Genomic DNA, 14,245 nt, shown 5'->3' on the forward strand with positions numbered 1-14,245 from the left:
TCCTATTCCGCCGCCGCGCCGGGACGAAGGGGGTTCACGCCGTTCCGCCTGGAATCCCGGCCGGCCGGGAGGGGACGGCCGCCTCGGTCGACGATCCGCAGCAGGGCCCCCTGCCCCGGCGCCAGCCAGACGCCCTCGCCGCCGAAGGGCCCCGGCCGGCCGCCGTCGGGGGAGGCCTGCTCCAGCCGCGACGGCGGCGATTGCAAACGGCGGAGTCGTTGAAGCAGGCTCAGGGCTTGGGGGCGGGCTTCTCCGCCTCGGGCCGTCGGGAATTCTCGGCCAGTTCACTCTCGATGACCGCGGCGAGGTCGGCGAGGCTGGCGAAGCCGTCCACGACGAGTTCCACCGAACGGTCGGCGCGCCGGACTTGGATCTTGTCCAGGAAGCCCCTGAGGACCCCGATCCCGAGCGCCTGACTCTTCGTGTGCGGCGGGGTTCGGTCGAGGTCCGCCTGCCACTCGGCGCGGGCCGCGGGTATGGCCGAGTCGATGAAGCGGCCGACGGCCTGGCTGGCCTCGCCGTCGCGGCAGGCGGCCACGCCGCGGACCGCGAGCGCATCGGCGTCGTCGACGCCCAGCACCCACCGGTCTACCCCCTGGAACAGCGGTGCCACATCGCTGGGCCGACCCAGGTCGTATTGCTTGGCGAAGGCGCCGTCCTGGTTGCCGATCACCACCGCGAGGAGGCCACGACTGGCCCGCTCCCATTCCGGGCCGCGGAGGTAGTCCGGCGTCGGCGAATCGCCCCGGAGCGCCGAGACGATGGGCATCTCCTCGTCATAGACGATGGTGCGGTCGTCCAACACGAGCACGCACGGGGCGGGTCCCAGGATATGCCGCCAGGGACCCCGGACCCGGAAGTAGCCGCGGCCGGCTTCGTGTGCCTCATTCAGTTCGAATCCCCACTGACGGAGAAACTCCGGCCAGTCGAACGGGGCGGTCATGCGGATGGTCGCCCCCCCGAGCGAGAACGCGTGTAAGTCTCCTTCCTCGGCGTTGCGACCGCGGCCGAAGCGCAGCCCGGCCGTCACCAACTCGATCTCCGACAGGTTGAGCGTTCGACGCCCCGTGGCGGCCGAGCCAGGCTTCAAGGCCTCGGAGAGTTCGGCGAATCGGGAACTCGGGCCGGGGCGATCCTTGAAAACCCCGTAGGCGTGGGCGAACTCGCCGCTCAGGGCTTCTCTCATGGCGGTTTCGAGGAGCGACGTATACCGCTGCATGCCGGCGCGGCGGAAGGTCGCGGCCGGTCGGAAGGCGACCAGGCCGCACTTGTCGTCGCCCACGTAGGGGAGCGCGATGGGCGAGCCGGCCTCTTGGGCCGACGCGGGCGGCGGCTCATCTCCTCGCGCCGGGCCGCGGAGGCTCGCGACTCCGAGGGTCAGTGAGGCGAGGGCGAGGGCCGTGGCGACTCGCCGGATCCCGACCATCGGCCGGTCGTCGGCGCGGGTTTCGTCCTGTTCACGCAACATGGCGATCCTCCTGATCAGGGTCCCGCGGCCGGCGAGGAACCCCCTCGCCGCCCATCCCGGGGACCGTCCGTCCTGCATCAAGGCCAGGCGCGAGAGCGCCGCGAGGTAGCTCGCCCGCCCGCCGGCGAACCGGGCGCCCAGGGCGTCGGCCGCCTGCTCCTGCTGCAACAGCAGCCGGCCCGCGGTCCAGCGGACCATCGGGTGGCAGAAGTGCAAGGCGACGGCCAGCCGCGCCAGCAGCGCCGTCGCGTAGTCGCCCCGGACGACGTGGGCCAGCTCGTGCGCCAGGACCGCCCGGCGCTCGGCGGGGCTCCACGACCGCCAGTCGGCCGGCAGCAGGATGACGGGGCGTCGCCATCCCGCCGCGGCCGGTCCCGAGAGGTCGTCCGCCTGCCGCAGCTCGACCGTCCGGGCGCGGCCCATCGCCGCCGCCAGCTCGTCGAGCAGGGCCCGCATCGCCGGGTCGTCGACGGGTCGGCTGCGGCGTCGGCAGGCCCGGACGGCCGCGAGGCCCAGGGCCAGCCGGATCAGCCCCAGGCCCGCCCCGGCCAGGGCGGAGGCCGCCAGCCAGGCGCCCCAGGGCCTGCACCGCTCCGCCGGCTCGGAGGCCCCGCGTTCGAGGATCCCCCAGGCGACCCGCAGGCTCGCAAGCCGCCACCGCACGCCCGGAGCGGACGGGCCGTCGACGGGGCGGCGCTCGCCCTCGTCCGTCGTCGCATCGACCCGACCCGGCGCGGCGGACGAGGACCGAGGCGGGGGCTCCGACCGACCGCGGCCGGGGTCCTGGAACCAGGACGCGAGGCTCAGGGCGACGACCATCACCAGGCCCGCCGTCGCGACCCACGCGCCCGCCGCCGGGCCCCGTCGCGAGGCCCAGGCGTGCAGCGCCAGGGTCGGGGCGAGCACGAGCCCCACCTGGACGGCGAGCCACGCCAGGGCGATCCCCAGGTCGTTCATCGTCCCCCCTCCTTCAGGATCTTCTCGAGGACGGCCTTCTCCTCGGCCGTCAGCTTCCGCTCGTCGACCAGCCGCCGCAGGAGCTGCGCCCGCGACCCCCGGAAGACCCGGCTGACCAGGTCGCCCAGCAGCCTCCCGGAGACGTCCTCGAACGTCCTCGCCGCGCGATAGACGAACGGCCGCTCCGCGTTCACCTGCTCCAGGAACCCCTTCTCCTGCAGGCCCCGGACGAGGTTCGCGATCGTCGCGTACGTCCGGTCCAGCCCGGCCTCTTCCAGGCGGTCGCGGGCCTCCGCGGCCGTCGCCTCGCCCCGCGACCAGAAGACGTGCATGACCTCCAGCTCCCGCTCCGTCAGGTCCTTCGCCGGCGGCCTGGCCATCCCCGCTCCTCCTCGTCCGCGGTGATTTGGATAATCAAATTTGGTTCGTCGAATCTAACCGATCGGCCGTCGCCGTCAAGGGGGGAAGGCTTCCCGTCGCGGTTCGAGCCGGCGGCATGCCGTTCGCGGTATCGTCGGGCTACCTATAATGCGGTTGAGAAGTTCATGCCGGCGACGCGGCCGGGGGATGCGGGGGGCGGGAATGTACGACGCGGTGATCGTGGGCGGCGGGATCGGCGGGCTGGCGACGGCGGCGCGGTTGCAGCGGCGGGGGCTCTCGACGATCGTCCTGGAGGCGCACGGGCAGCCGGGCGGGTGCGCGGGGTACTACCGGCGGCGGGGGTTCTCGTTCGACGTCGGGGCGACGACGCTGGTGGACTTCGGCCCCGGCGGGGTGGGCGGCGAGCTGCTGGAGGAGATCGGCGCGCCGCCTCTGGCCCGCGACGAGCTGCAAGGCTACGTCGCCTGGATGCCCGACCGCGTCGTGACCCTCGACCGCGACCCGGCGGCCTGGGCGGCCGAGCGCGCCCGCGCGTTCGGCGAGACCCCGGCCCACCGCCGCTTCTGGGCCCTGCTCGACCACCTGGCGGCCGTGTTCTGGCAGGCCAGCCGTCGCGGCGTCAAGCTGCCGATCCGCGGGCCGTCCGACGCGCTTCGGGCCGTGCGATCGCTCGGCCTGGCGAACGTCGGCCTCGCCCGCTACCTGAACTGGACCCTGGCCGACGCCCTGCGGCGGGAAGGCCTGCAGGACGACCGGCCGCTCGTCGCGCTGCTGGGGATGCTGGTCGAGAACGCGGTGCACAGCACGGTGGAAGACGCCCCGCTGGTCAACGCCGCGCTCGGCGTCACGATCTGGGGGGCCGGCCAGAGCCGGGTGCGGGGCGGCATGCGCGGCTTCTGGAACGGGCTCGTGAGCCGTTACCGGGAACTCGGCGGCGAGCTGCGGGTCGGCCGCGCGGTCGAGCGGGTCGAGGGCCGCGAGGGGGCCTTCCGGGTCGTCACCCGCCGCGAGACGTTCGATGCGGCGCGGGTCGTGCTGGCCGTCCCGGTCGCGTCGGCCTCGCGGATCGGCCCCCCCGCCCTGGCCGAGGCGCTCGCGCCCTACCGCCGCCGCGACGACCCCGCGATGGGCGGGGCGATCGTCGTCTTCCTCGGCGTCCCCGAGTCCGAGGTCGCCGGCCAGGTCTTCCAGCACCACCTGGTCCTGGAAGACTACGACCGGCCGCTGGGCGACGGCAACAACATGTTCATCTCGGCGTCGCCCGCGGGCGACCTCGACACCGCGCCCGAGGGCTGCCGCGCGGTCGTGATGTCGACGCACTGCGAGCTGTCGCCGTGGGAGGGGCTGAAGCCCGAGGACTACGAGGCGCGCAAGCGGGCGGCCGGCGATCGCCTGGTCGGCCTCGCCCGCCGCGCCTACCCCGACCTGGGGCGAAACGCCCTCGTCTACGAGGTCGCCACGCCCCGGACGTACGAGCGCTACACCCGACGGCCCCGGGGGGCCGTCGGCGGCGCGCACTTGACCCTGGCGAACGCCAACCAGAACGCCGTCCCGCACGACGTCGGCGTCGCTGGGATCTGGCTGGCGGGCGACGGCGTCTGGCCGGGCCTGGGGACCGTCGCCTCATGCGTCGGCAGCCGGATCGTCGCCGACGCCGTCGCCAGGCGGGCCTGATCGCTGGGTCAGAGCCCTTCGACTTCCCAGCCGCCGCGGTATTTCTTGCGGACGAGCGCCGAGGCCTCGGGGACGTTCGCGACCTTGAGCGTCGCGGCGTCCCATTCGAGGGTCGTCTGGGGGAAGCGGGTGGCGAGGCAGCCGAGCAGGACCATCTCGGTCAGGGGGCCGGCGTAGGCGAAGGGGGCCGAGGCCGCGCCCTCGCCGCGGCAGGCGTCGAGGAACTGGACGTAGTGGTCGGCGCCGGCGACCTCGGGGAGCTTGACCTCCTTGAACTTGTCCTCGGGCAGCAGGATCGGCGCGTCGATGTATGGCGAGTAGAGGACGCCCTCGGTGCCGATGTAGACCGAGCCCTGGCCCGACATCTCATGCTTGCCCAGCAGCGCCTTGACCTCGTCGGACGGCCGGTGCGCGCCGTTGTACCAGTGCAGCGACAGCTCCTCGGCGGTGTGCGGGGTCGCGGGGAAGACGTAGTGGACGCGGTTGTCCAGGCCCCACGAGTCGGCCCCGGGGACGTCGCCGTCGGAGCGGACGGATTTGGGCGCCGTGAGGGCGAGGGCCTCGTACACCGGGTCGAGGATGTGGCAGCCCATGTCGCCGAACGTGCCGGTGCCGAAGTCGAGCCGCTTCCGCCAGTTGCCGGGGTGGTAGTAGCCGGCGAGGAAGGGCCGCGCGCCCGCGACGCCCAGCCAGCCGTCCCAGTTCAGCCCGTCCGGGACGGGGTCCTGGCGGTCGGGCCGGGGGTCGCGGTCGCCCCAGTCCTTGCCGCTCCAGCTGTGGACCTCCTTCACCTTGCCGATCGCGCCCGAGCGGATCGCGGCGACGACCTGGCGGTGGACGGGGTGCGAGTGGATCTGGATGCCCATCTGGGTGACTAGCTTAGGCGAGCGGGCGGCGACCTCGGTGAGCCGCCGGGCCTCGTAGATCGTCTGCGTGAGCGGCTTCTGGCCGTAGACGTGCAGCCCGCGCTGCAGCGCGCTCATGGCGATCGGGGCGTGCATGTGGTCGGGGGTCGAGACGTTGACGGAGTCGAGCCCCTTCTCCTTGTCGAGCAGCTCGCGCCAGTCCTGGTAGATCTTGACGTCGGGGAAGAGCTTCTTGATCTCGCCGGTGCGGGAGAGGTCGACGTCGGCCGCGGCGACGAGCTTGAAGTGCTTGCTCGCGGCCAGGCTCTGCACGTCGGCGAGCGCCATGCCCGAGCAGCCGAAGCTGGCGTGGCGCACGGTCTCGCTCGGCGCGGCGAGGGCGTGCCTGCGGAGGACGGCGGGGGCCGCGAACGCGGCGGCGAGGCCCTTGAGGGCGGCGCGGCGGGTGGGGCGGGCGGGAGTCGGCATGAACATGTCTCCGTGCGTTGAGGCGGGGGGCGGGTCCGGGCCATCGTAGGGCCCGCCGGCCGGCGATGCAATGACCGCCCTCCGCCCGGGCGACGAGCGGGCGTCAGGCCGGGCCCAGCCGACGCCGCACGATCGTCGCGTGGTGGCGCTCGTGGCCGACGATGACGTAGGCCAGGGCCCGGACGCTGATGGTCGCGTCGCTGGCGACGCCGCGACGATCCCACGCCTCCGGGGAAAGGCCTTCGAAGAATCGGACGTGCGACCGGCGGAGCGCCTCGAACTCGTCCAGCAGGTCGGCCAGGGGTCGGGCGTCGGCCCCGGAGGTTTGGGCGTAGAGGTTCTCGTCGAACCCGGGCAAGGGCGTCGCGTCGGAACGGGCGAACCGGAGGGCCCGGTAGCCGAACACCCGCTCGGCGTCGATGAGGTGAGCGACCACCTCCTTGATGCTCCACGTGTAGGGCGGGTGCCGTCGCATCGCCTCGGCGTCGTCGAGCCCGCTCAGCGAGGCGAGCGTCGCCGCGAGTTCCGACCGCAGCGCCGGCAGGACGTCGTCCTCGGGTACGAGCGCGATGTAATCCCCGAAGTGCGACATGGACTCGTCGGGTTTCGGCGCCGCCATGGTTCGGTTCCTCCTTCGGTCGGGTTCGTGGCCTTCCGAATGATCGCCCGCCCGGGCCCGCCCGGCAAGGACGACCATCCCGGTTATGAGAGCCTCGACATCATCCCGCCGCCCGAGGTTCGGGCCGCCCGCCGCGGGCCGGGGGTGGCGATCCGACGACGCGGAAGCGAGGATGGGATTCGTCCGGCCGCGACGGCCGGCGAGCCTGCAGTCTTTGAACGGCGGTCGAGCGATGAACCCCACCCGCAGCCTTCTCCTCGCGTCCCTGCTGATCCTGGCCTCCCGTCCCGCCTCGATCGAGGCCGCCCCTCCGCCGGAGCCTAGACCGCCGGTCGCCAGCCCTCGGCAGCTCCGCTGGCAGGAGCTGGAGACTTACGCCTTCCTCCACTTCGGGCCCAACACGTTCACCGACAAGGAGTGGGGCTACGGCGACGAGTCCCCCGCCCTGTTTCAGCCGACCGACTTCGACGCCGACGCGATCGTCGCGAGCCTCAAGGCGGGCGGCCTGCGGGGACTCGTCCTGACGGCCAAGCACCACGACGGCTTCTGCCTCTGGCCCAGCAAGTTCACCGAGCACTCGGTCAAGAACAGCCCGTGGAAGGGCGGCAAGGGGGACGTCGTCCGCGAGCTTTCCGAGGCCTGCAAGCGCGCGGGGCTGAGGTTCGGCGTCTACCTCTCGCCCTGGGACCGCAATCATCAAGATTACGGCAAGCCCGAATACGTCGCGTACTACCGCAAGCAGCTCCGCGAATTGCTGACGGAGTACGGGCCGATTTTCGAGGTCTGGTTCGACGGGGCCAACGGCGGCGACGGCTACTACGGCGGCGCGCGGACGACGCGGAAGATCGACCCGATCACCTACTACGGGTGGGACGAGACGATCGCGCTGGTCCGCGAGCTTCAGCCCGACGCCTGCATCTTCAGCGACCTGGGCCCGGACACGCGCTGGGTGGGCAACGAGTCGGGCGTGGCCGGCGACACCTGCTGGGCGACCTTCGACCCTAAGGGATACGCCGTCGGCAAGACGCCGGGCGAGATCCTCAACGTCGGCATGCGCGACGGCCCGGTTTGGCTGCCGGCCGAGGTCGACGTCTCCATCCGTCCCGGCTGGTTCCACCACGCGGCCGAGGACAGGGCGGTGAAGTCGGTCGACCGCCTGTACAAGCTCTATTTCGACTCCGTCGGCCGGGGCTGCAACCTGATCCTGAACATCCCCCCCGACCGCCGCGGCCGGATCCACGAGTCCGACGCCCGCGCCATCAAGGACTGGCGCCGCCGCCTCGACGCGGTCTTCGCGACCGACCTGGCGAAGGGCGCGAAGGCCGCCGCCGACCAATCCCGCGGCGGCGACCCGGCGTTCGCGGCCGACAAGGCCGTCGACGGCGACCGCGCGACCTACTGGTCGACCGACGACGGCGCGACCACCGCCGAGCTGACGCTCGACCTGGGCAAGCCCACCACCTTCGACGTCGTCCGCCTTCGCGAATTCCTCCCCCTCGGCCAGCGCGTCGACGAGGTCGCCGTCGACGCCTGGGACGGCCGCGCCTGGAAGCCGCTCGCCGCCGCCACCAGCATCGGCGCCCAGCGCCTGATCGCCCTCTCCGAGCCCACCACGACGGACCGCGTCCGCCTCCGCATCGTCAAGGCCGCCGCCTGCCCCGCGATCTCGGAGTTCAGCCTGTTCTTCAGCCGCGCCGGGAGCCAGTGAGGTCGTTATGACCGAGACGACTCGGCATCCTGCGAGGATCGACGAGCCCGACGGATGAATCGCGATCGATGCACGTTCCGGAACCCTTAAGGGCCTGCTTCATGACGGATGAGCCGTCGGATCTGATCCCGCCCCACCACAGCGAATCGCGCCGCTTTTACGCGAAGTTGAGTGGAGGGCGTGTTCGGTACGAAGCATTCCGCAGCCTGGAGGAGGCCCGCCAGCGTCCCGACGCCGTCGCGATCCTGGAGTGGTATGATGGTTCCCCGTTGGCCATGTTCCCGGTGCGGAGGATCGCGGCGGACCAGGCGACGCTCGACGACCTGCTCGCCGACCTGGCGGGCCTCGCCTGGAGGCTGGACGGTAGGACCATGGAAGATCCAGGGCGAGCCGCGCGCGGCCGCGTCTTCTACGAGCCGCAGGCCGTGGTGGCCGGTTATCTTGGTCAGGCCGTGGAGGACCTCTGGCTCGACGACGATCTGTCCGGGCTGGCCCTGGCGAAAGACGTCGAGGAGGTGTTCCGGGGCGTCTCCCCTCGACTCGAACCCGAAGCGCTGCGGCGCGTTCCGCTGATCCAGGAGTGGTGGGCGGCCGTCGGGCGCCTGGACGTCGACAAGGTTCGAGCCTGCCTCGAACGCGGCGTCCCGATCCGAACGCTCCCGATCGGTCGATGCGGACGCCGACGACCGCCGCGGTACGCCGGTCCGTCGCGCGGTCGGCCGGCGAGTCCGACCGCCGGACGCTGGAGATGATCCTGGCCGCCGGGGGCCGACTCGGGCTGCGCGAGGCCGTGATCCTGGGAGACGTGGACCTGGCTCGACGGATCCTCGACGCGGATCCGACGATCGACGTCTCCGGCGACGCCCACTGGTACCATTCCTACCCCTTTCTCATGGTCGCCGCCGAGTTCGGCCGCCCTGAAATGGCCCGTTTCCTGCTCGACCGCGGCGCGGCCATCGAGGCGACCGACGAAGACGTCGGCTTCACGGCGCTCGGGGTCGCGGCCTGCGTCGGATGCCTGGAAGTCGCCGCCTTGCTCCTGGACCGCGGGGCCGAGATCGACCATGTGGACGTCCACGGTTTCACGCCGCTGGCGCACGCGGCCGAAAGACGAAAGCTGGACGTCGTCCGCCTGCTGATCGCACGGGGCGCGCGGCGGGGGATCCTGGACGCCGTACTGCTGGGGGACGCGGCCCGCGTCGCGGCCTTGCTCGCGGAGGTCGATGGACCGGAAGGGCGCGACCTCTACGTGGTCCAGGCCTGTCGTGAGCTGGCCGTCGCGGCCGGCGACCTGGAGATCCTCGCCCTCCTGCTGGATTCGGACCCTCCTTCCCCATGGGATGACTACGGCTGCCCGACTTTCCTCGGGTCCGCCGCCGAATCGGGCGGGCTCGACGTCGTCGAACTCCTCGTCTCTCGCGGCTACGACCCGAATCAGCCCGACCGCGACGGCCTCACCCCCCTGGCCCGTGCGGAGCGCGCCGGCCATTCGGAGGTCGCGGATTACCTGCGGCGGCTGGCGTAGGCGGGCCGTCGCGGGCTCGCGTCCGCGATACCGGGCCGGCCCGCCGGCGTCTTCATTCCGGGTTCGGCGCGTCGTATAGTGCAGGCCGAGGGTCGGGGCGGCGGCGTCTCGGCGTGGTGCAAGGATTTCAACGCGTGTTGATGCGGGGAGAGTTCCGGAAATGCTTCGCATGAGAAACCTCCGGGCGGCGGGGCTGGCGGCGGCCGTGGCGGTCGTCGGCGGCTGGGCCGGGCCGGCGCGGGCGGACGTCAAGCTGCCGGCGATCTTCGGCGACCACATGGTCCTCCAGCGCAGCCTGCCGCTGAACGTCTGGGGCTGGGCCGAGCCGGGCGAGGACGTCACGGTCAAGTTCCACGGCCAGACGCGGACGACCAAGGGGGGCGGCGACGGCAAGTGGAGCGTCGTCCTGGAGCCGGTGGCGGCCGGCGGGCCGTTCGAGATGGTCGTCTCGGGCAAGAACACGGTCACGTTCAACGACGTGCTCGTGGGCGAGGTCTGGGTCTGCTCGGGCCAGTCGAACATGCAGTGGTCGGTGGCCGGCTCGACCGACGCCGACCTGGAGATCGCGGCGGCGAAGTTCCCGAACATCCGGCTGATCTCGGTGCCGCAGGTCGGCACGCAGGAGCCGCAGAAGGACTTCAAGGGCCAGTGGAAGGTCTGCTCGCCCGAGACCGTTGGGCCGTTCTCGGCGGTCGGCTACTTCTTCGGCCGTCAGCTCTACGAGACGCTCGGCGTCCCCGTCGGCCTGATCAACGACGCCTGGGGCGGCTCGGCCTGCGAGGCCTGGGTCCCCCGCGAGAAGCTCGCCGCCGACCCCAAGTACAAGGACCTGCTCGCCTCGTGGGAAGAGCGCGAGAAGGGCTACGAGGCCGCCAAGAAGGCCTATGAGGACGCCAAGGCCCAGGCCAAGGCCGAGGGCAAGCCCGGGCCGAAGCCCCAGGACGACCCCGACGGCCTGATGAAGGGGAACCACCGCCCCGGCAACATCTTCAACGGCGTCCTGCTGCCCACCATCGGCTACGGCATCAAGGGCGCGATCTGGTACCAGGGCGAGTCCAACGCGGGCCGCGCCTACCAGTACCGCGACCTCTTCCCGCTGATGATCCAGGCGTGGCGCGAGCTGTGGGGCCAGGGCAACTTCCCGTTCTACTGGGTCCAGCTCGCCGACTTCCTGCCCGAGAAGCCCGAGCCCGGCGACAGCTCGTGGGCCGAGCTGCGCGAGGCCCAGACGATGACGATCCGGCGCCTGCCCAACACCGGCGAGGCCGTCATCATCGACCTCGGCGAGGCCAAGGACATCCACCCCAAGAACAAGCTGGACGTCGCCCAGAGGCTCGCCCGCTGGGCCCTGGCCCGCGACTACGGCGTGAACATCCCCTACCAGAGCCCGACCTACAAGGCGATGGAGAAGCACGACGGCAAGGTCGTGCTGACGTTCGACCACGTCGCCGGCGGCTTCGCGCCCTTCGACGTCGCCGAGCCCCGCGGCTTCGCCATCGCCGGGGCCGACAAGAAGTTCGTCTGGGCCCAGGCCAAGATCGTCGGCCCGGACAAGATCGAGGTCTGGTCGGACAAGGTCTCCCAGCCCGAGTCCGTGCGCTACGCCTGGGCCGACAACCCTGTCTGCAACCTCTACAGCGGCGTCGGCCTCCCCCTCACCCCGTTCCGCACCGACGACTGGCCGGGCGTGACGGCGAACGCCACTCGCTGATCGCGGCGAACGGTCCAGCCGGGGGCGTCGCCCGGTTTCGCGACGCCCTCCCCGGCCGCCCGGCCCGGCCGTCGAGCCGACCCGCGAGCGTCCCGCCGACCTCGGCGTGCTCGGCCGAACCCCCGCGCTTCTCGGGTTTCCCGCCCGGCGCGAGTGAGGCGGGCCCGCAACAGCCGCGCGGAAAACGCCTCGGGCCGGCCACGTCGGTTGCTTTCGACGCCTATTGCGGGGTAGCATTGGGGCATTCCGCATCCTCAATCGTGTTCAGTCGTACGGCCGCGATTCGGCGAGGCTTCTTCGGCTGTGAGGCCGCCTCACAGCCGTCGATCGACCGATCTCGGCTGCATCCCCGCATCGGCTCGTCCGGCCCGGCTCGGACTCCATCCCGAATTCCTCCGCGGCTTCCACGGATTCGAAATCGGCGATGCGACGGGCGGCCGCCTCGGTCGTGGGGCGCCCGGTCCAGCTCCGGGCGTCGGGAGTGTCAGGATTCATGGGCGTCGAAACCGACTCGCTTCTGCTCGTGCTGCCCGTCTCCTTCCGTCGCGATCAGGCGGGCCGGCTCCTGTTCGAGTCGCAGGCTTGCAACGGCCTGGAACGCTGGGCCGAGAATTTCGGGCGCCTCGTGGTCGCCTGCCCGCTGGCCCCGGGGGTCGCCCGGGATGGCGACGAGACTTCCGAAATCTATCTCCCGGTCGACGACCTGCCTTCGCGCGACCGCATCGAGTTCATCACCCTCCCCACGGCCTACCGCATGCTCGCCTTCGCGAAGGCGTATCGCGGCGCCCGGGCGGCGCTGGCCGCGGCCATCCCCCGCTGCCAGTATCTCTGCTTTGCGATCGGCGGCCTGTTCGGCGACTGGGCGAGCGTCGCCGCGCTCGAGGCGCACCGCCAGGGGCGGCCCTTCTCGGTGTGGACCGACCGCGTGGAGCATCAGGTGATCAAGAAGGCCTACCTCGAATCGCGGGGGCCCAGGCGGTTCCTGCGATGGGTCAAGAACAACCTGGTCATCTCGCCCATGATGGCATCGATGGAGCGCCGCGTGGTCAGCCGGGCCGACCTCGGGCTCTTCCACGGCCGGGACTGCTACGACGGCTACGCGCCCATCAGCCGCCGACCCTTCGTCGTCCACAACATCCACACGAAGCCCGAGGACCGGATCGATGAGGCCGCGCTGCGCGAGAAGCTCCGCCGGGCGCGGGCCGGCGAACCGCTGCGGATCGTCTACACCGGCCGGGCCGCGGGCATGAAGGGGCCGCTCGACTGGGTCCGGGTCCTGGCGGACCTGCACGGCCGCGGGGTGGCCTTCCACGCCACGTGGCTGGGCGACGGCCCCCTGCTCGCCGAGATGCGCGAGGAGGTCGCGCGGCACGGCCTGGCCGATCGCGTCGACCTGCCGGGGTTCGTCGGCGACCGGCGGCGGGTGATGCAGGCGATGCGCGACTCGGACCTCTTCCTGTTCTGCCACAAGACGCCGGAATCGCCGCGCTGCCTGATCGAGGCGCTGATCGCGGCCAGCCCGATCGTCGGCTACGACAGCGCGTTCGCCCGAGACCTGCTCGAAGACTCGGCCGACCTCGCGTTGACCCCCCTCGACGACCCGGACGCGCTGGCCCGGCGGGTCGCGGGGTTCGACGCCGACCGCCAGGCCCTGGTCGCCCTCATGGAGCGATGCTACGAGCTGGGGGGCCACTACTCGGACCGCGCCGTCTTCCGGCATCGCAGCGAACTGATCAAGACGTACCTCGGCGTCGGCGACGCCGGACGGGTCGAGGCCGGCGTATGAGCGACTCGACGGCAAGGGGCGACGGCATGGGCGGCGGATCGGCGGACGCATCCGGTCGAGGTCGCCCCTCGACGCGGGCCGTCCCGGCTCGCGGGAGGGCGGCGTCATGAAGACCCTGGTCACCGGCGGCGCCGGGTTCATCGGCTCGCATCTCGTCGACCGCCTGCTCGCCGACGGCGGCGAGGTGACGGTCCTGGACAACTTCGACGCGTACTATCCCGAGGCCCGCAAGCGGTCGAACCTCGAGGACGCCTCGCGATCGCCGGGCTTCCGCCTGGTCGAGGCCGACATCCGCGACGCCTCGGCGGTCGCCGGCCTGTTCCGCGAGTTCGCCCCCGACGCCGTCGTCCACCTCGCCGCGCGGGCCGGGGTGAGGCCCAGCATCGAGCAGCCGGCCCTCTACGCCGACGTCAACGTCGTCGGCACCGTGAACCTGCTGGAGGCCGCCTGCCGGATCGAGCCCCGGCCGAGGTTCGTCTACGCCTCCAGCTCCAGCGTCTACGGCGATCGCGACACGGCCCCCTTCCGCGAGACCGACTCGGTGGACCTGCCCGTGAGCCCCTACGCCGCTACCAAGAAGGCGTGCGAGCTGCTGGCCCACACCTTCCACCACCTCCACGGCCTGCCCGTCACCGGGCTCCGGTTCTTCACCGCCTACGGCCCCCGCAACCGGCCGGACCTGGCCATCGCCAAGTTCACCGACCTGATCGATCGAGGTCGGCCCGTCCCCATGTTCGGCGACGGCTCGACCCGGCGCGACTACACCTACGTCGGCGACATCGTCGCCGGGATCGTCGCCGCGGTCGATCGCTGCCGCTCGCACCAGATTTACAACCTCGGCAACTCCAGCCCGATCGAGCTGCACGCCATGATCGCGGCGATCGGCGAGGCGCTGGGCAAGGAGCCGATCATCGACCGCCAGCCCGAGCAGCCGGGCGACGTCCGCCAGACCTTCGCCGACGTCTCGCGCGCCGAGGCCGAGCTGGGCTACCGCCCCAAGACGACCTTCGCCGAGGGCCTCCGCGAATACGTCCGCTGGCGGGCCGCAATGCAGGGCCGCCTCGGCGCGGGCTGAGGAGGAC

At 72.0% G+C, this 14,245-nt stretch carries 12 protein-coding genes; 7 read left to right on the top strand and 5 right to left on the bottom strand.

The annotated features are described in order from the left end of the window. Positions 1 to 2 precede the first annotated feature (2 nt). Genes PZE19_RS14305 through PZE19_RS14315 form a run of 3 tightly spaced genes read right to left on the bottom strand, consistent with a single transcriptional unit; the run spans position 3 to position 2,805 of the window. Complete coding sequence (locus PZE19_RS14305; RefSeq protein ID WP_277861307.1) at positions 3 to 206, bottom strand: hypothetical protein; 204 nt, start codon at positions 204 to 206, stop codon at positions 3 to 5. Positions 207 to 229: 23 nt separating this feature from the next. Then, the gene (locus PZE19_RS14310; protein ID WP_277861308.1) at positions 230 to 2,425 is read right to left on the bottom strand and encodes a M56 family metallopeptidase; all 2,196 of its coding nucleotides are present in this window, start codon (positions 2,423 to 2,425) and stop codon (positions 230 to 232) included. Continuing rightward, positions 2,422 to 2,805, bottom strand: coding sequence for a BlaI/MecI/CopY family transcriptional regulator (locus PZE19_RS14315; RefSeq protein WP_368411298.1), 384 nt, complete (start codon positions 2,803 to 2,805; stop codon positions 2,422 to 2,424). Before PZE19_RS14315 ends, PZE19_RS14310 begins: the two co-directional genes overlap by 4 nt. 202 nt (positions 2,806 to 3,007) lie before the next feature. Here PZE19_RS14315 and PZE19_RS14320 point away from each other — a divergent pair, with 202 nt between their 5' ends. Next, on the top strand, positions 3,008 to 4,480 hold the full coding sequence (locus tag PZE19_RS14320) for a phytoene desaturase family protein (RefSeq protein ID WP_277861309.1): 1,473 nt from the start codon (positions 3,008 to 3,010) through the stop codon (positions 4,478 to 4,480). Between the two features lie 8 nt (positions 4,481 to 4,488). Here PZE19_RS14320 and PZE19_RS14325 read toward each other — a convergent pair whose 3' ends face one another. Both PZE19_RS14325 and PZE19_RS14330 read right to left on the bottom strand, forming a co-directional pair. Beyond that, positions 4,489 to 5,814 (bottom strand): Gfo/Idh/MocA family protein, encoded by a 1,326-nt coding sequence (locus PZE19_RS14325; protein ID WP_277861310.1) that lies wholly within the window; start codon positions 5,812 to 5,814, stop codon positions 4,489 to 4,491. Between the two features lie 103 nt (positions 5,815 to 5,917). Beyond that, complete coding sequence (locus PZE19_RS14330) at positions 5,918 to 6,433, bottom strand: DinB family protein (RefSeq protein WP_277861311.1); 516 nt, start codon at positions 6,431 to 6,433, stop codon at positions 5,918 to 5,920. A 232-nt stretch (positions 6,434 to 6,665) separates the two neighbouring features. Between PZE19_RS14330 and PZE19_RS14335 the strand changes: the two genes are divergently transcribed. The 6 genes from PZE19_RS14335 (at position 6,666) to PZE19_RS14360 (ending at position 14,238) form a co-directional block, all read left to right on the top strand. Beyond that, positions 6,666 to 8,141, top strand: coding sequence for an alpha-L-fucosidase (locus tag PZE19_RS14335; RefSeq protein WP_277861312.1), 1,476 nt, complete (start codon positions 6,666 to 6,668; stop codon positions 8,139 to 8,141). A 101-nt stretch (positions 8,142 to 8,242) separates the two neighbouring features. Continuing rightward, on the top strand, positions 8,243 to 8,893 hold the full coding sequence (locus PZE19_RS14340; protein ID WP_277861313.1) for a hypothetical protein: 651 nt from the start codon (positions 8,243 to 8,245) through the stop codon (positions 8,891 to 8,893). Then, entirely contained in the window at positions 8,812 to 9,666 is an 855-nt protein-coding gene (locus tag PZE19_RS14345; RefSeq protein ID WP_277861314.1) for an ankyrin repeat domain-containing protein, read from the top strand. Before PZE19_RS14340 ends, PZE19_RS14345 begins: the two co-directional genes overlap by 82 nt. A gap of 160 nt (positions 9,667 to 9,826) precedes the next feature. Continuing rightward, positions 9,827 to 11,377, top strand: a complete 1,551-nt coding sequence (locus PZE19_RS14350) for a sialate O-acetylesterase (RefSeq protein ID WP_368411299.1) — start codon at positions 9,827 to 9,829, stop codon at positions 11,375 to 11,377. 493 nt (positions 11,378 to 11,870) lie between these two features. Continuing rightward, positions 11,871 to 13,163: a glycosyltransferase gene (locus PZE19_RS14355; RefSeq protein WP_277861316.1), complete on the top strand. Its 1,293-nt coding sequence runs from the start codon at positions 11,871 to 11,873 to the stop codon at positions 13,161 to 13,163. 106 nt (positions 13,164 to 13,269) lie between these two features. Further along, the gene (locus tag PZE19_RS14360) at positions 13,270 to 14,238 is read left to right on the top strand and encodes a GDP-mannose 4,6-dehydratase (protein WP_277861317.1); all 969 of its coding nucleotides are present in this window, start codon (positions 13,270 to 13,272) and stop codon (positions 14,236 to 14,238) included. Positions 14,239 to 14,245: the final 7 nt, after the last annotated feature.

Source organism: Paludisphaera mucosa (assembly GCF_029589435.1).
GTDB lineage: Bacteria > Planctomycetota > Planctomycetia > Isosphaerales > Isosphaeraceae > Paludisphaera > Paludisphaera mucosa.